The sequence below is a fragment of the Arthrobacter sp. Y3224198 genome, assembly GCF_059090025.1.
In genome coordinates, this window is the sequence record NZ_JBNHFG010000002.1 from 94,510 (window position 1) to 119,341 (window position 24,832).

Consider the following 24,832-nt stretch of genomic DNA (forward strand, 5'->3'; position numbering starts at 1 on the left):
GAACGGAGGGGACATGCCTGAGGGCGATACCGTCTGGCGGGCGGCACGGGACCTCAATACCGTTCTGGCCGGGCAGGAGCTCACCCGGTGCGACCTGCGCGTGCCCCGGTTCGCCACTACCGACTACACCGGTGACACGGTGCAGGATGTGGTGTCCCGCGGCAAGCACCTGCTGATCCGCGGCGGGGATCCGGCAGAGGGCTGGATCCTGCATTCGCATCTGAAAATGGAGGGGCTCTGGCACGTCTACGCCCGCGGCGAGAAATGGCGGCGTCCGGCCTTCAAGGCCCGGGCCGTGCTGGAGACGGCCACGCATCAGGTGGTGGGTTTTGATCTTGGCTTCCTGCGCGTCGTGCCGCGCGAGGACGAGGACGACGCCGTGGGCTATCTGGGGCCCGATCTGCTGGGTCCGGACTGGGATGCGGAAGAAGCATTGCGGCGGCTCCGTGCCGACCCGGACCGGCCCATCGGCCTGGCCCTGCTGGACCAGCGGATCATGGCCGGACTGGGCAACGTCTACCGGTGCGAACTGTGTTTCCTGGCCGGCGTCCACCCGCTGACACCGGTCGCCGCGGTGCCCGATCTGCCGCGGCTGGTGGACCTGTCCAAGCGGCTGCTGGAAGCGAACAAGTCCCGCTCCCGCCGGATCACCACCGGCACCATGGGCCGGGACCAGGTCTGGGTCTATCGCCGGGAGAAACGCGGCTGCCTGCGCTGCGGCACCAAGGTGGCCCACGAACTGCTGGGCGACAACGAGTTGGAGCTGCGGGACCTGTATTACTGTCCGCACTGCCAGCCGCTGCGCTAGGCGGCCCGGGATGTTGCCCCGGGACCGTGCGCCTGCCCGTATGGTGACCGTCCGCGCCCCGGGCATTACTTCACGTCAGCAACCAGGTGCATTCCCTGCCGCCGGTTAAAGTCACCGGCAATCCGCGTGACTGCCGGACGGGGCAGCAGGCGCGCGGCCCACGTCCTGACCCGGTTTACTGCCCTCCCGGGATAGGACACCGAGCGGCCGCCTGCGTAATCATCCAGCGTCGCGGCTGCCACGGCAGCCGGTGTGTCTGCCCTCATGTCCGGTGTAGCCGTGGTTCCGTCGAAGAAACCGGTCACCATGGATCCAGGATGCGCCGCCATGACCCTTACTCCGGTGCCACGCAGCTCCTCTGCCAGGGCTTCGGTGAAGGACAGAATAAAGGCCTTGGTGGCGGAGTAGCTGGCCACGTACGGCATGGGCTGGAAGGCCGCCGTCGATGAGACATTGATGATGCCGCCGGAACCCCGGGAGACCATGTCTGCCCCGACGGCGTGGGTGAGCGCCAGCACTCCGTCAACGTTCAGCCGGACTGCGGCCAGTTGCGGGTCCAAGGGACGGGTCAGGAACGGTCCGGGACTGCCGGCGCCGGCATTGTTGAGCAGCAGGTCCACTGTCAGCCCTTGTTCCTGCAGCTTGCGGTGGATGAGCGTGGGGCCGTCCTTTGCCGTGAGGTCTCCCGCAATGATGACGGGTTCCTCGCCCGGGAACAGCTCCTGGATCTCCGCCGCCGTTTTTTGGAGGCCTGCCGCAGAGCGGGCCACCAGGATGACCCTGGCTCCCCTCGCCGCGAGTTCGATGGCAAACGCCCTGCCCAGACCCTTTGATGCGCCGGTAACGAGCGCCGTAAGTCCCTTATAACTGTCAATCATGGCCATCCTCCAATGGTTCAAGTATCGAAGTAAGCAACGTAGCACTTCTTCGAAGCTTGAACTAGTCCCTTCGAGTTTCGAAGTTAGACTTGTCCAATGACCTCTCCTGAACTCACAGCGGCCGTGGGAGCGACCCATGAAATCTGGATGCGCACCAATGACCTGATCGGCAAGGCATTGGCCGGGCACGGTCTCACGACGGCAACTTTCCAGGCGCTCTGGGCCATCGATCCGGATGAACCGGCTCCGTCCATGAAAGCGATGACCGAGCGGTTGTACTGCAATGCCCCAAACCTGACGTTTATTGTTAACCAGCTCCAGGAACGCGGCTTGGTGGAACGCGCCGTGGACCCCGCGGACCGCAGGTCCCGGGTCCTGATGCTGACTCCCCAAGGACGCAAGGTGCGTGCTGCACTCCTGCGGACCGCCATGCAGGTGACACCGCTGGCACAGCTCAGCTCCGCCGATATCCGACAGCTTGCGGCTTTGCTCAACCGCGCCGTCAGCTAGAGCCGCAGCACGGAAACACTGCCTACCGCAGGTGCCGTGCGGCCCTCCGGACGGCGTCGCCGATTCGCCGCAGCCGGTCCGAGTCCAGCTTCCAGGCCTGCCAGTAGAGCTGGACATCCTCGTGTCCAGCGGCGTCCAGCAGCACCAGCGTTCCGTCGTCGAGGTCCGTACCCAGTTGCAGCTCCGGCAGCATGCCCCAGCCCAGTCCGGCACGCACCGCTGCGAGGAACGCTTCCGAAGAGGGGATGGTGTGCCGGGGCGGCAGCCCCGTGATTCCCCGGGCCTGCAGGAACCGCTGCTGCAGGTCATCCTTCGCGTTGAACCGGACCACCGGCATGGCATTCCAGTTGATCCCGGCCGCCCCGGTGAACCGCTGCCGCAGTTCCGGTGTAGCCACGGGGACGTAGCGCATGGCCCCCAAAGGCTCCACCCTGCATCCGTTGACCGGAACCGGATCGGCGGTGATGGCGGCAATCACGTCACCGCTGCGCAGCAGGCGGGCACTGTGGTCCTGGTCTTCCACCTGCAGGTCCAAGGTGCTGTCCTGCCAGCCGGCGGCTTCGGCTAGGACGGGCACAAACCAGGTGGCCAGTGAATCTGCGTTCACCGCCACCGGCGTCGACGCCCGGACGGTGGTCTGCCCGGACAGTTCGTGCCGGGCCTCGGATTCCAGCAGTTGTATCTGCCGGGCCATCCGCAACAGGACGGCACCGGGTTCAGTAGGCGTGCACGGCGTGCCCCGGCGGACCATGATCTGCCCCTCCGAGTTCTCCAACGCCTTGATGCGCTGGCTGACCGCCGAGGGGCTGATGTGCAGGAGGTCAGCGGCAGCTTCGAAGGTCCCCTCGTCGACTACTGCGGTCAGGGCGCGGAGATGCTCCAAGTTCATGAAGCAAATCTAATGCATCCTGTAAAACATTCGTTGGCCTGAATCCTCTTGGCTGGATACGGTACAAAGTATGTGGAGTATCGCGGCAGCCGGCATGGTCACCGGTCTGGGACTGATTGTGGCCATCGGCGCCCAAAACGCTTTTGTGCTGCGGCAAGGGCTGCGCCGGGAACACATCAAAGTGGTGGTCACGCTGTGCATCGTCAGCGACGCGCTGCTGATTTTCGGCGGCACCGCAGGGATAGGCGCACTGGTAACCCGCTTTCCGGCTGCCCTCGAGATCCTGCGCTGGGGCGGGGCCGCGTACCTGGTCTGGTGGGGCATCCGCTCCCTGGCCTCGGCCCTGCGCCCCTCGGCCCTCACCGCGCAGGAACCGCGGGCCAAGGGCACAGTCGTCCTCACGACCCTCGCGCTGACCTTCCTGAATCCGCATGTCTATCTGGATACGGTGGTGCTGCTGGGCAGCCTGGCGAACCAGCACGGACCGGACGCCCGGTGGATATACGCGGCAGGAGCCGCCGTCGGCAGCCTCCTCTGGTTCACGGCCCTGGGCTACGGCGCGCGCTCATTGTCCGGGGTGCTGAACCGGCCGCGGACCTGGCAGATACTGGACCTGCTGATCGGACTCGTGATGCTGGTCCTGGCCGCACGGCTGGTGCTGGGCTAGCTCTGGTCCCCGTAACAAATCGTCGTCCCCACTGCCGGACGTGGAAGCATTTTCCTCCATGACGAACGAACCGTACCGCCTCATCAATGCCGCCCCTCCGGTGGACGCCTACCTCCGGCTGCGTGCCGACGCAGGGCTCAGTCCGAAGCGCGCGGACCAGGCCAGGGCGGCCCTGCCGGGCAGCTGGGCCGCCGTCCATATTGTGGAAACGGCCACCGGGACGCCGGTCGCCATGGGCCGGGTGATCGGCGACGGCGGATGGTACTTCCACATCGCGGACATGGCCGTCCTGCCGGAACACCCAGCGGCAGGGACTCGGCGACCGGGTCCTCACCGAACTACTGGCACAAATCCGCTCCAAAGCGCCGGCCGGCGCCTGGGTCACCCTGATGGCAGATCCGCCCGGGCGGCGCCTGTATACCCGGCACGGTTTCCGCGAAACCGCCCCGGACTCCCTGGGCATGGCCCTGACGCTGTAGGACCCGGTCCGGCTACTTCCGGACGGGTACGTGCGTGGCCGTGACCCAGCGCAGCAGCGAGTACAGCAGCTGCGAGGCCCCCGGCATGAACCCGGAACCGTGGTGATAGACCGGGTCCATGGTGGTGACCAGCAAGCGGGCCGGCTGGTTGACGTCATCCAGGTACAGCAGGGTGCCCACCTCGGTGCCGTCCTCCTCCATCACCACCAGGGAACGGGCGCCGGGACGCGGGTGCAGCAGGCCATGGTGGTGCCAGGACACCGACCACGGCGTGAAGAACTCCCACATCGGGTCCTGCGGCAGCCGCAGCCGGGTGCCGTTGTCCTCGCCGGTGCGCCATTTCCAGAACACCGTGGGGCGGAAGGTGTAGCCGACGCCGGGCAGCCAGTTCTCCACCTTGTTTTCGCCCAGCACAATCACGGTCTTCCCGGGATCCTGCAGCGCCGTCTGGATGGCGGGGACAAAGCGGGCGAGCTGGTCCTGGTGCAGGCGGTCGCTGACCAGCACCACGTCCAAGTCCGCGAGGACCGCTGGATCGGCTTCCGGAAGGTGCACCGATTCGATCCTGTACGGAGCCAGGGCCGGGTCGGCCAGGGTCCGCAGCGGCTGGAACGCGCCGCAGTGCAGCAGCCCGATCCGCGGGGCCGCGGACTGCTCCCGGTGCACGGCTTGATCCTTGCGGGCGGCTTGATCCTTGCGCTCACCCTGCCCCGCGCCACCGACGGCGCCCGTCCGGGCGGCGCCTGTGGGAACGGCACCTGCAGGAACCGCGCAGCTCCCGCTGTTCCCGTGATCCCTGCCGCCCCGGCCGTCCCGCCCGCCGCCGAGCCACTCCACCAGGTTCGGGCCCAGCACACCGGTGCTGTACCGGTCATCGCTGAAGCTTTCCAGGTCATTGCCGCCGTGCACCAGTACCTCGCCGGCACCGATCCGGTAGCTGTAGTCCAGCGGCAGCCGGTACTGGCCGATGCCGGTGACTACATCCGCACCCTCGGGCAGGTCGAGGTGGTAGCCACGGCCGTAGAAACCGGCGACGCCGATCTCTTCCAGCCGGCCATAGCTGTGCGTGCCGGGCACCCCGGTCCGGTAGTGCAGGTCCTTGTAATCGGTACCGGCCCAGACCGGATGCCCGGTGACGGCATGCGGGCGGACATCCTGGGGGCCGCGGAATTCGAGCTTCCGCCATACGGCCAGACCGTCGATGAACGGTTTGACCACCTGGCCGTTCACCAGCACCCGGCCGCCGTCGCGGACAAAGGCCGTGAGTTCATCCCGGTAGCGGCCCAGCAGCAGGTGGTCCACACCGCCGCCGATCACCAGTCCGTTAGCGGAGAAGATGGAGGTGCGGGCGGCGTCGTCGTCGAGGTCGTACGCATCAACGTCCGTAATCCGGCCGCGCCAGGACGGGTCGGTCTGGCGACGCATCGGCGGACCGCCGATCAAACGGATAATCACGGGTGTTCCTTTCGAATAACCGGCAGGGGAAGGACCGGAGCTCCGACAGCCCCGGGCACCGGACAGGCCCGGCAGGAGGGGCCGAAGTCCGGTACGGCTATCACCCGTTCGCCGGAGACCGTTCCGACGGTCGGGGTGCAGATGGGCAGTCCGTATACCTCGGACAGGGCGGGCCCGGTCAGGAGCCCGTCGGTAGGGCCCCAGCGGACATCGTGGCTGCCGACAAACAGCAGCGCATTGCGGGAAATGTGCAGGGCATGGTCGGGGTGGTGGGTGGTCATGATGACTCCCATGCCATCCTCTGCCAGGCCCGTGAGCACGCCCAGGACGCGGGACTGGTTGTTCAGGTCCAGGGCGGATGCCGGTTCGTCGAGGATCAGCAGCTCGCAGCCGGAGGCCACCGCCCGGGCGATCAGTACCAGCTGGCGCTGGCCGCCGGAGAGTTCGGAGTAGTCGCGTCCGGCCCAGGCGGCCACACCTACCCGCTCCATGGCGGCGTCGGCCGCTTCATGGTCCTCTCGGCGCGGGGTCTGGTAGGCCCGCAGGTGCCGGGTGCGGCCCATCAGTACCATCTCGGCAACGGTGAAGGACGGGCCGGCCCCGTGGTCCTGCGGCACATAACCGATGCCGGGTGCGCAGCTGACACCGCCCTCGCGCGGGGCAAGCAGCCCGGCAAGGCATTTGAGCAAGGTGGTTTTGCCGCGGGCATTGGGCCCGAGGATGGAGAGGATCTCGCCGCGCTCCACCTTGAAGTCCAGATGCCGGAACAGCCAGGGACGCACCCGGGAGTAGCGGAAGCCGAGGTCCTCCACCTGCATCAGGGTGCTGTCTGCGGCGGCCGGCACGGCAGTGCGGGGCAGGGAAACGGCGGTCATGACATCTCGCCTTTCTTCTGGGAGCGTGCCAGCAGCACCACGAAGACGGGTGCGCCGATGACGGCGGTGAGGATGCCCAGCGGCAGTTCGCTGCTGGTGATGGAACGGCTGAGGGTGTCGATAAGCATCAGGTAGGTGCCGCCCAGGAGCAGCGACGCCGGCAGCAGCACCCGGTGGTCCGGGCCCACCCAGAGCCGGGCCAGGTGCGGAACCACCAGCCCTACCCAGCCGACGGCGCCGGCCACGGCTACGGTGCCCGCGGTCATCAGGGCAACGGCGCACAGCAGCAGGACCCGCGAGCGGTGCGGATTCACACCCAGTGCCGCGGCGTCGTCGTCGCCCAGCGAGAGCACGTTCAGCCGCCAGCGCAGGGCCAGGACCACCGCCGCGCCCAGCGCCACCGGAACCAGCGCGGTGAGCACCTTGTCATAGCTGGCCGCGGCAATGGAACCCAGCAGCCAATGCACAATCGAGGGAAGTTCGGAGTACGGATCGGCAAGGTAAGTCATAAAGGAGACCAGCGCGTTGAAGAACGCCGCCACCACAATGCCGCCCAGGACAATCATCAGCATGGCGTTGCTCCGGCCGCCCATCCGGCCCAGCAGCAGTACACCGGACAGCGCAGCCAGGCCGAAGCCGAAGGCCCCGCCCACCATCCAGCCGCCGGACAGGCCCAGCGTGAGCACCAGGACCCCGCCGAAGGACGCCCCCGCGGTCACCCCGATGATGTCCGGACTGACCAGCGGGTTGCGGAACAGTGCCTGCAGGCAGGCACCGCCAAGGGAAAGCCCCCCGCCCACCAGGAAGGCGAGCAGCACGCGCGGCAGGCGGACGTCCAGGACTACGGTGGCTTCCTGATCAGTCCAGGTCCGGCGGACCAGCCCGTCCCCGCCCGCCACCGCGGTAACTTCGTTGAACAGGATGCGCAGGATCTCGTTCGGCGGCACCCAATAACGGCCGGCAGCCATGGAGACCAGCGCCGCCACACACAGGATCAGCGCACAGAGCAGCAGGACGAGGCGGTGCCGGCGGCGGGAGGAGCGCGCACCGGTGCCGTGCTCGGGAGTTGCCTGCGGGGACGGTGTCGGAGCGCCGGGCACGACGGCGTCGGGCACCCGCATCTCAGGCCCGGAAGGTGTCGTAGCCAACGCTGGCCCCGTTCAGGTCGATCCGCAGGGCGGCATCGATCTGGGCTTCGGAAATGTCATACCCGTAGAGGTAGGAGATCTTTTCCTTCATGGCAGCACGCAGGTTCGCGCTGGTCCGGCCCGGGTGGAAGACCTGTGCCGCCCACTGCCACATCAGCGGTGATTCCGCGCACGGGACTTCCCAACGGTAACCACCCAGGGGAGCCTTGTAGACCCGGCGGTTCCGCACGGCGGAGACGGAGGCCAGGGACTTGTCCGCGTACACGTCCGCCGGGGTGCGCTGGTCAAACCCACCCAGTGTGATCACTTCGGGATCCCATTCGATCAGCTGTTCGGCGCTGACCACGTTCTCCGCGGACAGGTTGTCTGCGGCCATGTTCCGCCCGCCGGCCAGTTCCATCCAGTAGTGCATGTAGGACGTCTTGTTCGACGCCGAATACCCGTCCCCGGACTGGCCCAAGTGCACCACCCGCACCGGAGTGGCCACCCCGGAAAGCTCATCCTGCAACCGGCTGATCTCCGCATGCATCCAGTCCACGATTTCTTTACCGCGCTCCGGCTTGCCCAGGATGGTGGAGAACAGCGTGACCCACGTTTCGAGGTATTCCTGCGTGCCGTAGAGCAGGCAGACCGTCTTGAAGCCGGCGTTTTCCAGCGGTTCCACCAGCCCGTCACCCTGGTCCGCCCACTGGAACACCACGTCGGGCTCCAACTCGGTGATGGTTTCGATATTGGGCGTGAAGCTCGACGGCGAAATGGTGGTGGTGGACTTCGACTCCGGGAACATTTCGCCGAACAGGCCCTGCTGGTTGGCCTGCAGGGTGGATTCATTGATGCCAACAATCCGGCCGTAGCCGCCGTCCACGGCGGTGAGCATGGATGGGGAAGGAATCACCGTGGTGGCGATCCGCTGCACCGGAGCGTCAAAGGACACATCGACGCCGCGCATATCCGTAACGGTGAACGCACCGGTTCCGGCAGCGCCGCCGGATGTGGAGACGGTTTCGCGGGTGGAGCAGCCCCCCAGTGCCAGGGCCAGGAAACCGAGTCCCGCTCCGCCCAGGACGGAACGGCGGGAAAGCCCATTGGACGGACGGGGCAACGGGGCGCGGGGTGCGGGCAACGGAGTTCCTATCGCTGACGGAAAGTTAGGGCGTCCTAAGCGGACATTCACCATCAGACCACAGCCAAACGGATTAGCTCATATTTTTATGTCCTAATTCGGGTGTGAATTCCGTCGCATCAATCCCTAGCCGGCCTACCTTTCAGGAGGGCTAGGATTGTTCGAATGGAGACCCCACAGCAGCCGGATGCCGGGTATTGGTACACCACGGATCCGGACCACCCCAGGGCACGCGATGTCCTGGATGCCGTCCGCAGCTACCGCGCCACGGAAACCCGGGTCCGACGACGCACCCAGGACTCCATGGGCATGAACGAAAATGACCTGCTGGCCATGCGCTATCTCATGCAGGCCCGGCAGGCCGGCGGCAGTCTTGGCCCGAAGGACCTGAGCAGGCTGCTGGGCATTTCCACTGCCAGCACCACCGCGCTGATTGACCGCCTGGAGAAGGGCGGCTACGTCCGGCGCCGCGCCCGGCCAAATGACCGCCGCGCTTGGGAAATCGTCCCCACGGACACATCTGACTCCGAAGTCCGCAGCACAGTGGGTGAAATGCACGCCCGCATGCTGGCAGCCGCCTCCGAACTCTCCCCCGAGGAAGCCGGCATTGTGATCCGGTTTATGGACCGGCTCCGGCAGTCGCTGGAGGAACCCATTGCGGACAAGGGTGCCTCCGCCGCAGACGAGCCGGGCGAAACAACCAGGTAAACCTCACCCCAGCCGGTCGTCCAAACGACTGGACACTTCCTCCTGCCGGGTTTATGGTTAGCTCATCTAATAGCTAGTTAAGCTACCTAGATAACCTAACTAGGTAAGTAATTGACGGTAGCGATGGGGGAACAAGCGTGGAAAGCACCGGGAGAGCCGCCGCGGGAGCCGGGGTGCGGGTCCGGGCGGAAAACTCCAAGTGGACCGCTCCCCTTTCAGACACCTCCGGCTTTACCGCAAACGTCCTCCTCGACGGCCGCTTCTGTCTGGACGAGCCCATCGGCAGGGGCACCGAAGCCTTCGTCTGGCGGGCCACCGACCTGGCCACCCTGACCAAGGTGGCAGTCAAGATCTACTCGGCCCCGCTGGCGCAGGCCCCGGAAGGGCATGAAGCCCTGCGCGAGGCCCGGGCCTTGGAATCCATCGTGAACCCGCACGTGGTCCGGATGATCGCAACCGGGACCATCAGCCATCCCGTCACCGGGGTGCGGACACCCTACCTGGTCCTTGAACTGGTAAAAGGCACCAACCTGCGCCGGAAACTGGCAAGCCTCAACACATTGACGCCCGACGCCGCCGCCCACCTCGGTTTCGACCTCGCCGACGGCCTGGCTGCCGTCCACGCCGCCGGATACATCCACCGCGACGTCAAACCCTCAAACATCCTGCTGGCGGACGGGCACACCGGCGTGAAGGTTGCGGACCTGGGTACCGCTGTGAACACCCGCCGGCCTGCGGACGCGGCGGCATCCTACGGCAGCCTGCCGTACATGAGCCCGGAGCAGGTCCACGGCGCTCCCCTGACCGGAGCCACTGACATCTACTCCCTGGGGCTGGTCCTGCTTGAATGCCTGACCGGCACCCCCGCCTTCAACCTTCCGCAGGTTGAATCCATGGTGGTCCGCACCGTCCGCAGTCCGGAGATTCCCTCCGCACTGCCTGCCGGGTGGCACTCCCTGCTGGCGGCCATGACCTCGCTGGACCCACGGCAGCGCCCGACAGCGGAACAGTGCCGGCGCACCCTGGCGTCCCTGCCGGCGGAAGATGCCGGCGACACCCGGGACCTTACCGCAGCCTGATCCTGCACCCGCTCCCGCGGGTCAGCCCAGCCGCCCGGCCATCCGGTCGCGCATTTTCCCGCTGGCCGCGTTCAGGCCGACAATCTCCACGGTGGTGCCGTGCCGCCGGTACTTCTCCACCACCGCATCCAGTGCCGCCACGGTGGATGCATCCCAGATATGCGAGTGCGTCAGGTCGATGAGTACACGGTCCGGGTCCTTGACGTACTCGAACTGGGAATACAGGTCATTGGACGAAGCAAAGAACAGTTCGCCGTTCACGGTGTAAGTGGCGGTGGCACCGGCAGCCGCGGCGCCGTCGTCGTCCGGGTTGTCCGTTCCGCTGAGCGTGCGCTCCACCGTGACGAAGTGCGCCACCCGGCGGGCGAAAAGCACCATGGCGACCAGCACGCCGGCGCCGACACCGCTGGCCAGGTTGTTGGTGGCGACGGTTACCGCCACGGTAGCCAGCATGACGGCGGTTTCGCTTTTGGGCATCATCTTCAGCGTGGCCGGCCGGATGCTGTGCCAGTCGAACGTGGCCACGGAAACAAAAATCATGACCGCCACCAGGGCAGCCATGGGGATCAGCGCCACAACGTCGCCGAGGACCACCACGAGGATCAGCAGGAAAACGCCCGCCAGGAACGTGGAGATCCGGGTGCGGGCGCCGGAGGCTTTGACGTTGATCATGGTTTGCCCGATCATGGCGCATCCACCCATACCGCCGAAGAACCCGGTGACCAGGTTCGCCACTCCCTGGCCCCAGGCTTCGCGGGTCTTGTTGGACCTGGTATCCGTGACGTCGTCCACGAGCTTGGCCGTCATCAGTGATTCCAGCAGCCCGACAAAGGCCACGGCCAGCGCGTACGGGAAGATCACCTGCAGCGTCTCCCAGCTGGCGGGGACGTTGGGCAGCAGCAGGGAGGGCAGACTGTCCGGCAGTTCACCCTTGTCCCCCACGGTGGGCACCGCCACGGAGGCGAACACCGTGATCAGGGTCAGCACCACAATGGCCACCAAGGGGGCAGGGACCGCCGTGGTCAGCCGGGGCAGCCCAAAGACAATCAGCAGGGCCAGCGCCGTCAGCGGATAAACCAGCCACGGCACATTCAGCAGTTCGGGCACCTGGGCACTGAAGATCAGGATGGCCAGCGCGTTGACGAAGCCGACCATGACCTGGCGCGGAATGAAGCGCATGAGTTTGGCCACGCCAAGCAGGGCCAGCACCACCTGCAGCACTCCGGCCAGGATCACTGCCGCAACCATGTATTCGACGCCGTGCGAGGCGACCAGGGGTGCGATCACCAGGGCCACGGCACCCGTGGCGGCGGAGATCATGGCCGGGCGGCCACCCAGGAAGGAAATGGTGACCGCCATGGTGAAGGCCGAGAACAGGCCGATCCGCGGGTCCACGCCGGCAATGATCGAGAAGGCGAGGGCTTCCGGAATGAGGGCCAGCGCAACCACCAGGCCGGCCAGCACCTCCGTCTTCAGCAGCTTGGGTGAACGAAGGGTGCGCCGGACGGACTGGCGCTCCTCAGGGGTCTGCGGTTCTACAAGCGAGGGAACTGTTGTGCCGGCCACCGGGCTCCGTTTCGAAGGGTTTGGGGGCGGAACTGCCCAAGCCAATTTACGCCGGAGCACCGGATATCCTGAAACCGTGATGCAATCCCCTCTTCCCGTGCGCAACGGGGTCAATGCCACCCGCCTGCGCCTGCCCGCCGAGGGACCGTGGGACACCGCCATGGACTACGTGCTTGAGCGTTTCGGCCATGTGGACCCGAACGGAATTGTGGACCGCTTTGAACGCGGCGAGGTGGTGGGTCTGGGCGGCGTTCCGCTGACCAGCTCCACTCCCCTGAACGAACACACCTTCATCTGGTACTACCGCGAGCTGCCGCCCGAGGACCGGATTCCGGTGGAGATCGGCATCCTGCATCAGGACGAGGACCTGCTGGTGGTGGACAAACCGCACTTCCTCCCCACCACGCCCGGCGGAATGTATGTTGCCGAATCCGCGCTGGTGCGGCTCCGGGTCCAGCTGGATATCCCGGATCTGATTCCGATGCACCGGCTGGACCGGATGACGGCGGGGGTGCTGCTTTTCTCCACCAATCCCGCCACCCGGGGCAAGTACCAGGTGCTGTTCGAAAAACGCCGGATCAGCAAGGAGTACGAGGCCGTGGCCCCGGTCCGGGAGGACCTGGAGCTGCCGCGGACCGTGCGCAGCAGGATGATCAAGTCCCGCACCTATCTGCTGGCCCAGGAGGTAGAGGGCGAACCGAATGCAGAGACCCGGATCGAGCTGATGGAAAGCCGTGCCGGGTTGGGCCGCTACCGGTTGCTGCCGCACACCGGCAAAACGCACCAGCTGCGGGTACACATGGCCTCGCAGGGGATCGGGATCCTCAACGATTCGTTCTATCCGGACCTGCTGCCGCAGCAGGACGATGACTACTCCAAGCCGCTGCAGCTGCTGGCCCGGTCCGTGCGGTTCACCGACCCCTTGACGGGGCAGCCGGTGGAGTACCGCAGCCGTCTCAACCTGGCCGGGTTCCCCGCCTGACCGGCGACCGTTCCCGCGTGCTTCCCTAGAGGACCGTCCAGCGGCCGCGCATCCGCCGCAGTACGCGCAGGTCCTGCCCGTTGGCAACCTCCTCGACGGCGGCACGCATATTGATGGCCGCGCGGCGGGCGCGGGAGTTCTCGACGGAGAATTCATCATCCGGAACGGTGAAACGCAGGGTAATCCGGGGAACTCCGGAGACAATGTCGAGCTGGTTGGCCTCCACATGGTGGGCGGATCCCAGTGCCGCGACAGCCGTTTCCATCACCGCCTCGGGCGGATTTCCGGGCTTCAGCCCCAAGATGTTCAGCTGCACGCGGAAGGAAGGCATAAAACCAGCCTAATGGGCTTTGCCCACGGTTCCGGCCCGATACAGTCGCGGCCCGGAGCCCTCAAATGAGGGGGATCCGGGCCGCCGCAAGTATGGCGGGAACCAGCCCGCCGGGGTGTCCTAGATCTGCTCTTCCGGATCGAAGTCCTCGAGGGTGGCGCCGCCGCGGTGCGCGGGATCGTCGCTGGCGTCGTCGGCAGCAGGGTCGCCGAAGTCGACGTCGTCAGCCGCCTGGCCAATGGTGGGCTCTTCCGGCGGAACCTGGGCATCGCCGTCGAGGTAGCGCTCCTCGGCGGTCTCGTCGCGCAGCGCCTGGTCGGAGAGTTCACCCGGCTCCTCGAGCGGGGCCTCTTCGCGGACCAGGGGGTCTTCCTGCCAGTTGTCAGGGTTGTCCTCAGCAGCGCCGGGGTAGGTCAGGTCCTCGGCGTCCACCAGTTCGTCCTGCTCCAGAAGCTCATCTTCGGAGACAACGGACAGCTCGTCAGGGGTGGCTACTGCTGCTACGTCATCGGCCAGAACCGGATCGTCGCCCAGCTCGGGATCAGGAATGCTCTGCTCGCTCATAAACCATGCCTTTCGGTCCGGTACAGCGGGCCGCCGGTGCTGCGGCCCATTTAGTAAGCCTACTGATCCTAGCCATCCAATGCCACCCGGCCCCCGGGGGAACGGGTCCGCTCCCGGTGTGCGGCAGCGGGCAGGGCGGCAGATGGCCCCGCCCATTCCGCGCGCGTCATTATGCCCGGCGGCGCCCCTCGCCCGATAAATGTGACCTATCTTTTGCCCCGGATTGGCAGGGTTGACGGAATTAAGTCACAAAACGTTGACGTAATTCACTGCCTTGGTCCACTGTTTCCCCGTTAGCTTTCCGAAAATGCAATTCAAGGGAGTCCGCAGTGTCCTTGCTGCACCATGCCGAACCAACCGGCGAAGTCCGCTTACATGTTGATGAGGCCTTCGCCGGCAGTCATCTGCTCAATGCCCGCAACAGCGAACGCTATGCAGCCGAGATGCGCCTGGCGCTCGACGCCGCGGCCGCTGCGATCTCCGGTGCCGCAGGTCCGTTCAGCGGCATCTCCCCCGCGGAACTCGCCCCGGTGGTGGAGGCCATCGAGCTGGAGACACCATTGCCGGACACCGCAACCGCACTGGCTGAACTCGAGTCCGTTTACCTCCGGGACGCCGTGTATTTCCATACCCCGACGTACGCCGCACACCTGAACTGCCCGGTGGTTATTCCGGCGCTGGTCGGCGAGGCAATCCTGACCGCAGTGAACTCGTCGCTGGACACCTGGGACCAGAGCGCAGGGGCAACCCTGATCGAGCAGCGACTGATTCGGTGGACCGCCAACCGGTTGGGCCTGGGTCCCGGAGCGGATGGCGTCTTCACCAGCGGAGGCAGCGCGTCGAACCAGCAAGCCCTCCTGATGGCACGGAACCGGGCAGTGGCAGCTCTGTGCACGGAGCCGTCCCGCTCCGCGCAGCGACTTCCCGAACTGCTCTCCGGGCTGCGCATTTTTGCCTCCGAGGCCAGCCACTTCAGTATCCGGAAGTCCGCGTCCCTGCTGGGACTGGGGTACGACGCCGTGATCTCCGTACCCTGCGATACCCGCAGACGGATGGACCCGGCTGCCCTTGCCGATGCCTTGGCTGCGAGCGCGGCCCGGGGTGAGACGCCCATGGCCGTGGTGGCCACCGCGGGCACCACCGATTTCGGGAGCATCGACCCATTGCTCCAAACCGCCCGTCTGGCTGAGGAACACGGGGCGTGGCTGCACGTGGACGCGGCGTACGGCGGTGGGCTGATGACGTCCCTGCGCTACCGGCACCTGTTGGACGGCGTTGGGGCCGCCGATTCGGTGACCGTGGATTTTCATAAGACCTTCTTCCAGCCGGTCAGTTCCAGCGCCGTCCTGGTCCGTGACGCCGCCATGCTGAAGCACGTTACGTACTACGCCGATTACCTGAACCCGGAGAGTGCCGCCAGGGAGGCCATCCCCAACCAGGTGGACAAGAGCATCCAGACCACCCGTCGCTTTGACGCCCTGAAGCTCTGGCTTACCCTGCGGATCATGGGTGCCGACGGTGTCGGCTCACTCCTCGATGCAGCCATCGATCTCGCGTCCGCCACCGGTGACCTGGTGGAATCCGATCCGGACTTCGAAACCGCGGCTCCGGTCCAGCTGAGCACCTTGGTCTTCCGTTATCGGCCGGGCGGCACGGACGGAGCGCTGCCCGATGACACCCTGGATACCGTAAACCTGCACATCCGCAAGGCGTTGTCCGCGTCCGGAAAGGCCCTGGTGGCAGGCACCAGGGTGGACGGCCGGCACTATCTGAAGTTCACCCTGCTTAACGCAGACACCACATTGGAGGACATGCGCGGCATCCTGGCGCAGATTCGCCGCACGGGGGCGGAATACCTGGCCGGAGCGGCAGCATGAGCGCCGCAGACATCCAGGCCGGCGAGCCGGTGTATGACCTGCTCGGGATCGGCGTCGGCCCCTTCAATCTGGGCCTCGCCGCCCTTGCCGACCCGCTGCCCGCGCTGCGGACCCTGTTCCTGGACGGGAGCCCCGGCTTCGACTGGCACCCGGGCATGATGCTGGAATCCGCCCACCTGCAGGTGCCCTTCATGGCTGACCTGGTCACTCTGGCCGACCCCTGCTCGCAGCACTCCTTCCTGAATTTCCTGAAACAGACCAACCGGCTGTACCGGTTTTACATCCGCGAGGACTTCTACCCGCTGCGGGCCGAATTCAATGCCTACTGCCGCTGGGTGGCGGACCGGCTGCCCGCTGTCCGGTTTGGCGAACACGTCACCGCAATACGCCATGTCGCCGGCATCTATGAGGTCTCCGCGGACACGGCTGACGGAACCCGGACCTACCGCACCCGCCGGCTGGTGCTCGGCACCGGAACGCAGCCATACGTTCCGGCAGCCGCTGCCGCCCTGCAGGACACCGGCGCCCCGGTGCTGCACAACTCCGAGTATCTGGCCCGCAGACAGGATGTCCAGAAGCAGCGCTCCATCACCGTTGTAGGGTCGGGACAGAGTGCGGCCGAGATTTACCTGGACCTGCTCGAAGGCATGGACTCCCACGGGTACGAGCTGAACTGGGTTACCCGTTCCGGCCGGTTCTTCCCGTTGGAATACACCAAACTCACCCTGGAGATGACCTCACCGGAGTATGTGGATTACTTCCATGCCCTGCCGCACGACACCCGTGACCGGCTGGTCGCCGAACAGAAGAACCTCTACAAGGGCATCGATGCGGACCTGATCAACGCCATCTATGACTCCCTCTATGCCAAAAGCCTCACCGGAGACCCGCGGACCCGGCTGCTGACGCACACCGAGCTGCGCGGGGCGTCGTTCGACGCCGGCACGGGTGCCACCACACTGCGGCTGCACCATGCCGAACAGCAGCGCGATTTCACTCTCGATACCGAAGCGGTGGTACTGGCCACCGGTTATGCGTACCGGGAGCCGGATTTCCTGGCCGGTATCAGCCAGCGGATCCGGCGCGACGCCGCGGGACGCTTCGACGTCGACCGTTGGTACGGGATCGGCACGCAGCCCGGGGAGATCTTTGTGCAGAACGCCGAGCTGCACACCCACGGGTTTGTCACTCCCGACCTCGGGATGGCGGCCTACCGGAACTCTGCCATTCTGCGGGAAATCCTCGGCCGGGAGGTTTACCCCATGGAAACGTCCATCGCCTTCCAGGAGTTCGGCGCACCCGGGTCCGCTACGCACAGCAACGCGGCGGGTACGGGGGTGTCCGCATGAATTTCACTTTCAGTCCTGTCGATCCCGCTGCGGATGCGCCCCTCCTGCACAGCTGGGTCACCCGGGAGTATGCGCGGTTCTGGGGCATGCTGGACGCCACCGCGGCCGACGTCGAAAGCGAGTACGCCCGCATCGCCGCCGACCCGCACCACCGGGCCTGGCTCGGATACGAGCCGGGAAACGCCACGCCTGCCTTCCTGATGGAAAGTTACAATCCGGCCCACTCGCCGCTGGCGGAAACATATCCGGCGATCGAGGGCGACGTGGGTATGCACCTGCTGGTGGGCCCTCCGGATACGCCCCGCACCGGGTTCACCTCGGCCGTGTTCGCCGCGGTTATGGACTTTTTGTTTGCCGATTCCAAAACAACCCGGATTGTGGTTGAGCCGGACGTACGAAACAACAAAATCGCTGCCCTCAATGCCCGTTTCGGTTTTGAAACGGACCGCCTCATCGAGCTGCCGGATAAGACCGCCCGCCTTAGTTTTTGCACCCGTGCGGCGTTTGCTGCCGCGCGGAAAGGAGTGACCCCGTGACCGACACCGCTCACCTCACCACTGAACGATGGGAACTGGCGAACCGCCATGTTGTCCGCAAAGCGATTGCCGAGTTCTCACACGAACGCATTCTGGTTCCGGAGCCGGAGGACGCCGGCGCTAACGGGGCCGGCAGGATGGCCCACGGCACGTCGGGTTTCCGTCTGGTTTCCGACGGCGGACGCGCTGTCTACCGGTTCCGTGCCCGGCTGCTGGCGCTGGAGCATTGGAGCATCCCTGCCGACAGCATCGAACGGGTGCTGGACGGAGAAGCCGCTCCGCTCGATGCAGTGGACTTCATCACCGAATTCGCCGGCACTCTGGGCATAAGCCCGCAGATGCTTCCGGTCTATCTGGAGGAGATTTCTTCCACCCTCGCCTCTGCGGCGTTCAAGGGCACCCCTGCGGCCCCCGATTCGGGCCTGCTTGCAGCGGGGATCACCGGAGGGCAGGATCCAGCAGAGGATTTCCAGGCGGTGGAGCGGTCGATGACAGAGGGCCATCCCTGTTTTGTAGCCAACAACGGTCGGCTGGGTTTTGGTTCGGCGGACTATCTCGCCTACGCGCCGGAGGTGGGAGCACCTATCCGGCTGGAGTGGATTGCCGTACGTGCGGACCGGGCCCGGTTCACTGCAGGGGCAGGCTTGGACTATCGCGGGCATCTCGAGGCCGAACTCGGAGCTGCGACGCTGGCCGGATTCGAGGCGGTCCTGGTGACAGCCGGGCTGTCGCCGGCGGAGTACCTGTACATGCCGGTGCACCCCTGGCAGTGGCGGAACAAGCTCAGCGTCACGTTTGCGGCGGACGTGGCCAACCGGCACATCATCCATCTTGGCACCGGGCAGGACACCTATCAGGCCCAGCAGTCCATCCGGACATTCTTCAACCGGGATGTTCCGGCCCGCTGCTACGTGAAGACCGCACTGTCAGTCGTGAACATGGGCTTTATGCGTGGTCTTTCCCCGGAATACATGGTGGCCACCCCTGCCATCAATGATTGGCTGCACAGGCTGGTCACGCGGGATGCGACGCTGCGGGCTGTCGATTTCCGGGTCCTGCGCGAGGTGGCCGCCATCGGCTACACCAACCGTTACTACGACGCCGCAGCCCCCAAGGGCTCGCCCTACCGGAAGATGCTGGCGGCACTCTGGCGAGAAAGCCCGCTGCAGCAACTCGATGACGGCGAGCAGCTGGCCACCATGGCCTCGCTGCTGCACGTAGATGCTTCCGGTACACCGTTTGTTTCCGCCTTGATCCGCCGGTCCGCACTGGCAGCACGGGACTGGCTCCGCCAATATTTGGAGGCCTACCTGGTGCCGCTGTTGCACTGCTTTTATGCCTACGATCTGGCGTACATGCCGCACGGGGAAAACCTGATCCTGGTCCTGAGCGACGGCGTGCCGCGCCGGGTCTTTATGAAGGACATCGCCGAGGAAATCGTGGTGATGGGTGACAAGGTCTCCCTGCCCGACGAGGTCGCACGGGTCAGGGTGGAGATCCCGGCGGACGAAAAGGTGCTTGCCCTCTTCACGGACGTCTTTGACTGCTTCTTCCGCTTCCTTTCGGCAATCCTGCACGAGGACGGTGTCTTGGACCAGGAGGCCTTTTGGGCCGAAGTGGCGGACACGGTGACGCGGTACCAGACCGCCCATCCGGAGCTGGCCGCCGAGTTCGCGGCGTCGGACCTCTTTGCCGGGGACTTTGTCCTCTCCTGCCTGAACCGTCTCCAGCTGCGCAACAACCAACAGATGCTGGACCTCACCGACCCGTCCGGGGGCCTGCAGTTTTCCGGCCGGCTCGCCAACCCGTTGGCGCCCTTCCGTCCCCGGCCGGAGTCTGTACCGGCGGGCAGGGCCACACCCGCCATCAGGTAAGGACGGCTTGGAAATACCGCCGTCCGCACGGGTTCTGGAGGCATGAGGGGGCACCGGAGGGGCCTGGAGGAAGGCGGCTTTAATATTCCCCGCGAGCTCTGCGAGCGCGGGCATTTCGTTGCCGCCGTTCCAGGCCCCGCAGGGGCCACCCAGCCACAACCTCAACGCAATGCAGAAACCCCGGTAATCTCCCGCCCGACAATCAGCGAGTTGATCTCATACGTCCCCTCATACGTGTAGATGGCCTCGGCGTCGGCGAAGATCTTGGCCATCCGGTAATCGGTCACGATCCCGTTGCCGCCCAGGATGCTCCGGCCCAAGGCGACGCTCTCCCGCATCCGGGCACTTGCATACGATTTCGCCAGCGCGGCCCGGGCCATGTCGCCGCCGGCAACACCCGGCACGTGGCCGGCGGCGCCGGGATAGCCTCCGTGTTCGAGTTCGGTGACGCGTGCCAGCATGCCCGTGCTCGCCACGGCGTTACCGAGGATCTGGACCAGCTGCTGCTGGATGAGCTGGAAGGAGGCCAGCGGTTTGCCGAACTGCAGGCGTTCGACGGCGTGCGCCCGGGCGAGGTCGAACGCGGCCAGCTGTGCGCCGACCGCCTGCCAGCCCACCATGATGCGTGAGCCGCGCAGCAGCTGCTTTGTATCGTCGAAGCTTTCCACTCCGGCCAGCAGGTCTGCCTCGGGCACCCGGACGTCCTCCAGGAGGATGTCTGCGTTCTGCACCGTGCGCAGGGCGGTCTTGTTTTCGATCCGGGTGCGGGTGACCCCGGGCAGGTTTGCGTCGAGCAGGAACCCGCGCGTCCGTCCGGTGTCCGGTTCGCGGGCCCACAGCACCATGTAGTCGCAGAAGGTCCCGTTGCCGATCCACCGTTTGGCACCGTTCAGCACCCAGGTGCCGCCGTCGCGGACGGCGGTGGTGGCCATCCCGCCGGCCACGTCCGAGCCGTGGTCCGGTTCGGTCAGCGCAAAGGCACCCGTGATGCGCAGCGCGCGGGCATCCTCCAGCAGCCGGGCCTTCTGCTCCTCGGAGCCGAAGGCGTGCAGGGCTTCCACAAACAGGTCGTGGTGGACCATAAAGAAGGTGGCCAGCGAGGTGTCCGCCCGGGTCATTTCCGCAATCACCAGCCCGGCGAACAACGGTGAATATCCCTGCTGCACCGGCGTGGACAATTCGAGTGCCGCCAGCTTGGGCAGCAGTTCCGCGGGGAACCGGGCCTCGTTCCACCAGCCGGTGGCGTACGGCAGCACTTCCTCGGCGAGGAAGCGTCGCAGCTGGGCCAGTTTGTCCCTCTCGGCGTCGCTCAGCTGTTCTTCGAAACCGTAGAAGTCGGCATCCGGCAGGTCGGCCGGGGCACCGGTGGCCATCGCGGAGCCGGCCGCCCGGCGCGGCCGCCCGGCGGCGTCCGTTGTGTTCAACTGGTGCGTTTCAGTCATCGGGGTCAGCGCGGTCCCATCCGGATGGCACCGTCCAAGCGGATGGTTTCGCCGTTGAGCATCTGGTTTTCAATGATGTGCGCGGTGAGGGAGGCATATTCCGTGGCCCTGCCCAGCCGGGAGGGGTGCGGCACCTGCGCGGCCAGGGAGTCCTGGGCGGCCTGCGGCAGGCTCGCCATCATGGGGGTCTCGAAGATGCCCGGCGCAATGGTCACCACGCGGATCAGGTGGCGGGCCAGTTCCCGGGCCAGCGGCAGCGTCATGGCGGCCACGCCGCCCTTGGACGCTGAGTAGGCCGGCTGTCCGATCTGCCCGTCGAACGCGGCCACCGAGGCGGTGTTGATGATGATGCCCCGCTCCTGCGTGCCGTTGGCGGTCACCGGCTCGGTTTCCGCCATGGCTGCCGCCGCCAGCCGGGTGACATTAAACGTGCCAACCAGGTTCACGCTGATGACCCGGGCGAAGTCCTCCAGCGGCAGCACACCGTCGCGGCCCAGCACCTTGCCGGGGGTGGCAATGCCGGCACAGTTCACGGCCACGCGCAGCGGCCCGGCTGCCATGGCGGCTTCGACGGCGGCCTGCATCTGCTCCGGGTCGGTCACGTCCCCGGGCACGAAGTGCGCGTTGCTGCCCAGCTCTTCGGTGAAGGCCAGCCCATTGGACTGCGGCAGGTCCACCACCACAACGGACGCCCCGGCGTCGTACAGTTTCTTCGCCGTTGCGCGCCCGAGCCCGGACGCTCCCCCCGTGACGATTGCCGATGCGCCTGCGATGTCCATGTATTCCTCCTGCTAGCCGGTTCTTCGTGCCGGGTTCTTCCCTCACCCGGCGCTGCCGCCGCAACCTGTTAGGCAGGTCACATGGCAGGATCCGAGCCTACTGTGCCCCGGCTGGTGCCGCATCCTCCGCGGCTGGTCTAGGGTTGGCCCATGCTCTTCGAGGACCCGAACCTGGACGCAGACGAGCGTGCCGAGGCTGCCGCGCGCGCGGTCAGCGCCGCTTTCGGCGGGCAGCTGGCAGGAATTCCCGGCACCCATCTGGCCGCCACCCGCCGCCCGGCCACACGGCTGCAGCAGCTGCGCCAGCCCTGGCATTACTGGTGGCAGGCGCACTACCTGGACGCCCTGGTGGATGCCGCCCTGCGGGAGCGCCGGACCGGCAGTCCGTTCCGGGGCGCGGAGCACCCCTCGGCTGATGAACTGGCGCCGGCGTTGGTGCGGACCATCGGGCTGCGCAACCGGCTGCGCTACACCAACCGGTTCTACGACGACATGGCGTGGCTGGCCCTGGCGGTGGGACGCCTGAACGCCCTGGCCGGCTCGCGCGACCGGCAGCGGCCCTACCGCAAGATCCTTCAGGCCCTGGACGCAGCTCTGGTCTCCGCGAACACGCCCGAGCTGGGCGGCGGCATCTACTGGAACCGGGACCGGAATTTCAAGAACACCCCGGCAACCGCCCCGGCTGCCCTGCATTTTGTCCGCACGGGCTCGCGGGACCGGGCACAGGCACTGGTGGACTGGTTGAACGCCACCTTGATGGATCCGGAAACCGGCCTGTACCTGGACGGGGTGAAGGTGGTCCGCGGCCGTCCGCAGCTGGAATCGCGGGTGTTTACCTACAACCAGGGACCGGTGCTGGGAGCGCTGCTGGAGCTGGGCGGCAACGCGAACCTGGCCCGGGCGGCGGATCTGATCAGTGCCGTGGCCCGGCACCTGACGCACGACGGCGGGACGCCGCAGGTGCTGCAGACGCACGGCACCGGGGACGGCGGGTTGTTCACGGGAATTCTGGCCCGGTACCTGGCGCAGGCTGCGGTGTCCCCGGCGCTGCCCGAGCCGTCCCGCCGCACGGCTGCCGGCCTGGTGGACGCCACCGCGCAGGCCCTGTGGGAGGGGCGCGGGAAGCGGGCGGACTGGGTGCTGTTTTCGTCCCGTCCGCCGGAACCGGCCGCCGCAACGTATCCGGGCGGGACCGCCGTCGAACTTTCCACCCAGCTGCAGGCCTGGATGATCCTTGAAGCGTCGGCCCGCGTCAGGCGGGCGGGACTGGACGGTTAGCGAAGCACCCCGGCGGCGAAGCCGCTTTCAGGCGACCTTCTCCGGGTGCTGCGAGGCCGCCGCCTGCGCATCCAGGTCCGCCAGCGTGATCAGGTGCTGCGGGTGGTCCGGCAGCGGGAACAGGCGCTCCATGTGCAGGTTCCTGTCCACATGCAGCAGCTCGCCGGCGTCGAGCAGCCGCCAGTTGGGGTCGTCGTCCATTTTTTCGGTGCCCACCAGCACGCCGGGGCGCTGTTCCTGCCGTATCTGTTCGCTGTGCACGCTGATCCGGTTGGTGCGTTTTTCGGCCTGGGTTTCGGCGCCGGTTGTCTGCAGCACGTACAGCGGGTGGGTGTCGGGATACCGGACCGCCCACAGGTCGGTGGCGGTGGTGAGGATGATGTTCACCGCGTACAGCCGCAGGTTCTCGGCCACCCAGGTCAGCGCCGTGCCGATGGCGGCCGTGATGTCCCCGCCGTTGGTCCGGGCCAGGCCGGTGATCAGGGCGAAGACCCGTTCGCTGTCCGTTTCGCCCTTCACCAGGTCATACACGTCCAGCTGCCGCAGCCGGTCTTCGAGCTTATCCAGGTCCTCCACCACACCGTTGTGGGCCAGCAGGCGTCCGTCCTGTTCAAACGGATGGGTGTTAACGGCGGTATCCCCGCCCGTGCTGGCGTACCGCACGTGGGCAATGAACGTGGTGCTTTCCAAGTCCCGGGCGGCCTGGGCGTATTGGACGTCTTCATAGGCCGCGATGGGTGCCTTGTCCAGCACGGGTATGCCGTCCCGGGCATAGGTGCCGATGCCGAACCCGTCTGCCTCCTTGCGGCTCTGCCGGGCCAGGCTGTCCGGCGCCGTGAGGAGCCAGAAGGTGGCCCGGACCGGGTCCGTTCCCGCGTGCATACCGAACAGCCGGCACATGTGGACCTCCTGGTGGGATGAACGGAACCGCCGGACCGGCAGGGGCCCCGCGGTGCTCCTAAGCGTCCCCCGGCGCGTCCGCCCCGGGCAAGGGTAGGGGTGCGCGTTTCTGCGGGTACGGGCTGCGGTGCTCGCTGAGCATCTCCACAAAAGCGTTGATCCGGCGCTTGCGCGCCTCGGCCGTCTTGAGGTTTTGCAGCCGGAAGTACAGGGCAAAACGGTTCTGGGCGGTCAGCACATCGAACATCCGCTGCGCCTCGGGCACCGCCGCGATGGCCGCCGCCAGATCGGCCGGGATCTCCGCCGTCGCCGATCCGGCGTACGCGGCGTCCCAACGGCCATCCACCTTGGCGCTCAGCACGGCGTCGCGGCCCGCCGGATGCATCCGGCCTTCGGCTTCCAGCCGGTTGATGTGCCCAACGTTGCGAAGGGACCAGATGCTGCGCGGCCCGCGCGGCTGAAACCGCTGGAGATAGCTTTCCTCATCCCGCTTGTCCGCCTGGGCGTCAATCCAGCCGAAGCAGAGGGCCTCGTCGAGGGCCAGCCGATAGTTCAGCTTTGTCACCGCGCCGCCCTTGCGGCCCAGCACCAGCCGCACACCGGTTGATCGGGCGTAATTGTGCTCCAGCCACTCCCGCCAGGCCCCGGCATCCGGCAGGAGGAGCTCCGGGAGCTCCCGTGTCATGAATCAAGCCTAGGGTTGCTGCCGGCGGACCAAAAGAGCCCCTACGGCGT

The 24,832-nt window shown here is 66.6% G+C and carries 25 protein-coding genes; 11 read left to right on the forward strand and 14 right to left on the reverse strand.

All coding sequences use genetic code 11. From position 1 onward, the window contains the following. The first annotated feature begins 13 nt into the window (after positions 1-13). Complete coding sequence (locus tag AC5RUF_RS01665) at positions 14-808, forward strand: Fpg/Nei family DNA glycosylase (RefSeq protein ID WP_494129494.1); 795 nt, start codon at positions 14-16, stop codon at positions 806-808. A 65-nt stretch (positions 809-873) separates the two neighbouring features. Here AC5RUF_RS01665 and AC5RUF_RS01670 read toward each other — a convergent pair whose 3' ends face one another. Further along, the gene (locus tag AC5RUF_RS01670) at positions 874-1,686 is read right to left on the reverse strand and encodes an SDR family NAD(P)-dependent oxidoreductase (RefSeq protein ID WP_494129495.1); all 813 of its coding nucleotides are present in this window, start codon (positions 1,684-1,686) and stop codon (positions 874-876) included. Between the two features lie 96 nt (positions 1,687-1,782). Between AC5RUF_RS01670 and AC5RUF_RS01675 the strand changes: the two genes are divergently transcribed. Next, positions 1,783-2,196 (forward strand): MarR family winged helix-turn-helix transcriptional regulator, encoded by a 414-nt coding sequence (locus AC5RUF_RS01675; RefSeq protein ID WP_493997431.1) that lies wholly within the window; start codon positions 1,783-1,785, stop codon positions 2,194-2,196. A 22-nt stretch (positions 2,197-2,218) separates the two neighbouring features. Here AC5RUF_RS01675 and AC5RUF_RS01680 read toward each other — a convergent pair whose 3' ends face one another. Further along, entirely contained in the window at positions 2,219-3,085 is an 867-nt protein-coding gene (locus AC5RUF_RS01680; protein ID WP_494129496.1) for a LysR family transcriptional regulator ArgP, read from the reverse strand. A gap of 70 nt (positions 3,086-3,155) precedes the next feature. Between AC5RUF_RS01680 and AC5RUF_RS01685 the strand changes: the two genes are divergently transcribed. Next, the gene (locus tag AC5RUF_RS01685) at positions 3,156-3,752 is read left to right on the forward strand and encodes a LysE/ArgO family amino acid transporter (protein ID WP_493997429.1); all 597 of its coding nucleotides are present in this window, start codon (positions 3,156-3,158) and stop codon (positions 3,750-3,752) included. A gap of 108 nt (positions 3,753-3,860) precedes the next feature. Here the strand turns inward: AC5RUF_RS01685 and AC5RUF_RS01690 are convergent, their stop codons facing one another. The 5 genes from AC5RUF_RS01690 to AC5RUF_RS01710 all read right to left on the reverse strand — a co-directional run bounded on the left by AC5RUF_RS01690 (position 3,861) and on the right by AC5RUF_RS01710 (position 8,832). Beyond that, positions 3,861-4,034, reverse strand: coding sequence for a hypothetical protein (locus tag AC5RUF_RS01690; protein ID WP_494129497.1), 174 nt, complete (start codon positions 4,032-4,034; stop codon positions 3,861-3,863). Positions 4,035-4,243: 209 nt separating this feature from the next. Beyond that, positions 4,244-5,686 carry a hypothetical protein gene (locus tag AC5RUF_RS01695; RefSeq protein WP_494129498.1) on the reverse strand — a complete coding sequence of 481 codons (1,443 nt, stop codon included), beginning with the start codon at positions 5,684-5,686 and terminating at the stop codon, positions 4,244-4,246. Beyond that, positions 5,683-6,561, reverse strand: a complete 879-nt coding sequence (locus AC5RUF_RS01700; protein ID WP_493998636.1) for an ABC transporter ATP-binding protein — start codon at positions 6,559-6,561, stop codon at positions 5,683-5,685. Before AC5RUF_RS01700 ends, AC5RUF_RS01695 begins: the two co-directional genes overlap by 4 nt. Beyond that, positions 6,558-7,709 (reverse strand): FecCD family ABC transporter permease, encoded by a 1,152-nt coding sequence (locus AC5RUF_RS01705; RefSeq protein ID WP_494129499.1) that lies wholly within the window; start codon positions 7,707-7,709, stop codon positions 6,558-6,560. Before AC5RUF_RS01705 ends, AC5RUF_RS01700 begins: the two co-directional genes overlap by 4 nt. Beyond that, on the reverse strand, positions 7,684-8,832 hold the full coding sequence (locus tag AC5RUF_RS01710) for an ABC transporter substrate-binding protein (RefSeq protein WP_493996589.1): 1,149 nt from the start codon (positions 8,830-8,832) through the stop codon (positions 7,684-7,686). Before AC5RUF_RS01710 ends, AC5RUF_RS01705 begins: the two co-directional genes overlap by 26 nt. 165 nt (positions 8,833-8,997) lie before the next feature. Here AC5RUF_RS01710 and AC5RUF_RS01715 point away from each other — a divergent pair, with 165 nt between their 5' ends. Together AC5RUF_RS01715 and AC5RUF_RS01720 are read left to right on the forward strand one after the other, a co-directional pair. Further along, positions 8,998-9,540, forward strand: a complete 543-nt coding sequence (locus tag AC5RUF_RS01715; protein ID WP_493996588.1) for a MarR family winged helix-turn-helix transcriptional regulator — start codon at positions 8,998-9,000, stop codon at positions 9,538-9,540. Positions 9,541-9,677: 137 nt separating this feature from the next. Beyond that, positions 9,678-10,619 (forward strand): serine/threonine-protein kinase, encoded by a 942-nt coding sequence (locus AC5RUF_RS01720; RefSeq protein ID WP_494129500.1) that lies wholly within the window; start codon positions 9,678-9,680, stop codon positions 10,617-10,619. A gap of 21 nt (positions 10,620-10,640) precedes the next feature. On the opposite strand, the gene AC5RUF_RS01725 is transcribed toward AC5RUF_RS01720, so the two are convergent. After that, the gene (locus tag AC5RUF_RS01725; RefSeq protein ID WP_494129501.1) at positions 10,641-12,185 is read right to left on the reverse strand and encodes a SulP family inorganic anion transporter; all 1,545 of its coding nucleotides are present in this window, start codon (positions 12,183-12,185) and stop codon (positions 10,641-10,643) included. 79 nt (positions 12,186-12,264) lie between these two features. On the opposite strand from AC5RUF_RS01725, the gene AC5RUF_RS01730 reads away from it, so the two are divergent. Then, a complete protein-coding gene (locus tag AC5RUF_RS01730) occupies positions 12,265-13,167 on the forward strand; it encodes an RluA family pseudouridine synthase (protein WP_494129592.1) in 903 nt (300 codons plus the stop codon). A gap of 25 nt (positions 13,168-13,192) precedes the next feature. On the opposite strand, the gene AC5RUF_RS01735 is transcribed toward AC5RUF_RS01730, so the two are convergent. Both AC5RUF_RS01735 and AC5RUF_RS01740 read right to left on the reverse strand, forming a co-directional pair. Further along, positions 13,193-13,498, reverse strand: a complete 306-nt coding sequence (locus AC5RUF_RS01735; protein WP_493991696.1) for a hypothetical protein — start codon at positions 13,496-13,498, stop codon at positions 13,193-13,195. 120 nt (positions 13,499-13,618) lie between these two features. Then, positions 13,619-14,062 (reverse strand): hypothetical protein, encoded by a 444-nt coding sequence (locus tag AC5RUF_RS01740; protein WP_494129502.1) that lies wholly within the window; start codon positions 14,060-14,062, stop codon positions 13,619-13,621. 335 nt (positions 14,063-14,397) lie between these two features. Here AC5RUF_RS01740 and AC5RUF_RS01745 point away from each other — a divergent pair, with 335 nt between their 5' ends. The 4 genes from AC5RUF_RS01745 to AC5RUF_RS01760 are packed head-to-tail and all read left to right on the forward strand — an operon-like array spanning position 14,398 to position 19,698. Continuing rightward, positions 14,398-15,939, forward strand: coding sequence for a pyridoxal phosphate-dependent decarboxylase family protein (locus tag AC5RUF_RS01745; RefSeq protein ID WP_494129593.1), 1,542 nt, complete (start codon positions 14,398-14,400; stop codon positions 15,937-15,939). Continuing rightward, a complete protein-coding gene (locus AC5RUF_RS01750) occupies positions 15,936-17,288 on the forward strand; it encodes a lysine N(6)-hydroxylase/L-ornithine N(5)-oxygenase family protein (protein ID WP_494129503.1) in 1,353 nt (450 codons plus the stop codon). The genes AC5RUF_RS01745 and AC5RUF_RS01750 overlap by 4 nt, the downstream gene beginning before the upstream one ends. After that, a complete protein-coding gene (locus tag AC5RUF_RS01755) occupies positions 17,285-17,824 on the forward strand; it encodes a GNAT family N-acetyltransferase (protein WP_494129504.1) in 540 nt (179 codons plus the stop codon). The genes AC5RUF_RS01750 and AC5RUF_RS01755 overlap by 4 nt, the downstream gene beginning before the upstream one ends. Beyond that, entirely contained in the window at positions 17,821-19,698 is a 1,878-nt protein-coding gene (locus AC5RUF_RS01760) for an IucA/IucC family protein (protein ID WP_494129505.1), read from the forward strand. Before AC5RUF_RS01755 ends, AC5RUF_RS01760 begins: the two co-directional genes overlap by 4 nt. Before the next feature lie 161 nt (positions 19,699-19,859). On the opposite strand, the gene AC5RUF_RS01765 is transcribed toward AC5RUF_RS01760, so the two are convergent. After that, positions 19,860-21,071, reverse strand: coding sequence for an acyl-CoA dehydrogenase family protein (locus AC5RUF_RS01765; RefSeq protein ID WP_494129594.1), 1,212 nt, complete (start codon positions 21,069-21,071; stop codon positions 19,860-19,862). A 74-nt stretch (positions 21,072-21,145) separates the two neighbouring features. Next, positions 21,146-21,919, reverse strand: coding sequence for an SDR family NAD(P)-dependent oxidoreductase (locus AC5RUF_RS01770; protein WP_494129506.1), 774 nt, complete (start codon positions 21,917-21,919; stop codon positions 21,146-21,148). A 150-nt stretch (positions 21,920-22,069) separates the two neighbouring features. On the opposite strand from AC5RUF_RS01770, the gene AC5RUF_RS01775 reads away from it, so the two are divergent. Then, complete coding sequence (locus AC5RUF_RS01775) at positions 22,070-23,197, forward strand: glycoside hydrolase family 76 protein (protein WP_494129507.1); 1,128 nt, start codon at positions 22,070-22,072, stop codon at positions 23,195-23,197. 27 nt (positions 23,198-23,224) lie between these two features. Here AC5RUF_RS01775 and AC5RUF_RS01780 read toward each other — a convergent pair whose 3' ends face one another. Together AC5RUF_RS01780 and AC5RUF_RS01785 are read right to left on the reverse strand one after the other, a co-directional pair. After that, the gene (locus AC5RUF_RS01780; protein WP_494129508.1) at positions 23,225-24,097 is read right to left on the reverse strand and encodes a class II glutamine amidotransferase; all 873 of its coding nucleotides are present in this window, start codon (positions 24,095-24,097) and stop codon (positions 23,225-23,227) included. A 58-nt stretch (positions 24,098-24,155) separates the two neighbouring features. Beyond that, on the reverse strand, positions 24,156-24,782 hold the full coding sequence (locus tag AC5RUF_RS01785) for a YdeI/OmpD-associated family protein (protein ID WP_494129509.1): 627 nt from the start codon (positions 24,780-24,782) through the stop codon (positions 24,156-24,158). Between the last annotated feature and the right edge of the window lie 50 nt (positions 24,783-24,832).

Coding starts and splice junctions, on each gene's coding strand:
- AC5RUF_RS01670 (WP_494129495.1), bottom strand. CDS start 1,686: ATGATTGACAGTTATAAGGGACTTACGGCGCTCGTTACCGGCGCATCA.
- AC5RUF_RS01715 (WP_493996588.1), top strand. CDS start 8,998: ATGGAGACCCCACAGCAGCCGGATGCCGGGTATTGGTACACCACGGAT.
- AC5RUF_RS01680 (WP_494129496.1), bottom strand. CDS start 3,085: ATGAACTTGGAGCATCTCCGCGCCCTGACCGCAGTAGTCGACGAGGGG.
- AC5RUF_RS01765 (WP_494129594.1), bottom strand. CDS start 21,071: ATGGCCACCGGTGCCCCGGCCGACCTGCCGGATGCCGACTTCTACGGT.
- AC5RUF_RS01730 (WP_494129592.1), top strand. CDS start 12,265: ATGCAATCCCCTCTTCCCGTGCGCAACGGGGTCAATGCCACCCGCCTG.
- AC5RUF_RS01780 (WP_494129508.1), bottom strand. CDS start 24,097: ATGTGCCGGCTGTTCGGTATGCACGCGGGAACGGACCCGGTCCGGGCC.
- AC5RUF_RS01665 (WP_494129494.1), top strand. CDS start 14: ATGCCTGAGGGCGATACCGTCTGGCGGGCGGCACGGGACCTCAATACC.
- AC5RUF_RS01740 (WP_494129502.1), bottom strand. CDS start 14,062: ATGAGCGAGCAGAGCATTCCTGATCCCGAGCTGGGCGACGATCCGGTT.
- AC5RUF_RS01785 (WP_494129509.1), bottom strand. CDS start 24,782: ATGACACGGGAGCTCCCGGAGCTCCTCCTGCCGGATGCCGGGGCCTGG.
- AC5RUF_RS01685 (WP_493997429.1), top strand. CDS start 3,156: ATGTGGAGTATCGCGGCAGCCGGCATGGTCACCGGTCTGGGACTGATT.
- AC5RUF_RS01700 (WP_493998636.1), bottom strand. CDS start 6,561: ATGACCGCCGTTTCCCTGCCCCGCACTGCCGTGCCGGCCGCCGCAGAC.
- AC5RUF_RS01770 (WP_494129506.1), bottom strand. CDS start 21,919: ATGGACATCGCAGGCGCATCGGCAATCGTCACGGGGGGAGCGTCCGGG.
- AC5RUF_RS01750 (WP_494129503.1), top strand. CDS start 15,936: ATGAGCGCCGCAGACATCCAGGCCGGCGAGCCGGTGTATGACCTGCTC.
- AC5RUF_RS01775 (WP_494129507.1), top strand. CDS start 22,070: ATGCTCTTCGAGGACCCGAACCTGGACGCAGACGAGCGTGCCGAGGCT.
- AC5RUF_RS01735 (WP_493991696.1), bottom strand. CDS start 13,498: ATGCCTTCCTTCCGCGTGCAGCTGAACATCTTGGGGCTGAAGCCCGGA.
- AC5RUF_RS01690 (WP_494129497.1), bottom strand. CDS start 4,034: ATGTCCGCGATGTGGAAGTACCATCCGCCGTCGCCGATCACCCGGCCC.
- AC5RUF_RS01675 (WP_493997431.1), top strand. CDS start 1,783: ATGACCTCTCCTGAACTCACAGCGGCCGTGGGAGCGACCCATGAAATC.
- AC5RUF_RS01755 (WP_494129504.1), top strand. CDS start 17,285: ATGAATTTCACTTTCAGTCCTGTCGATCCCGCTGCGGATGCGCCCCTC.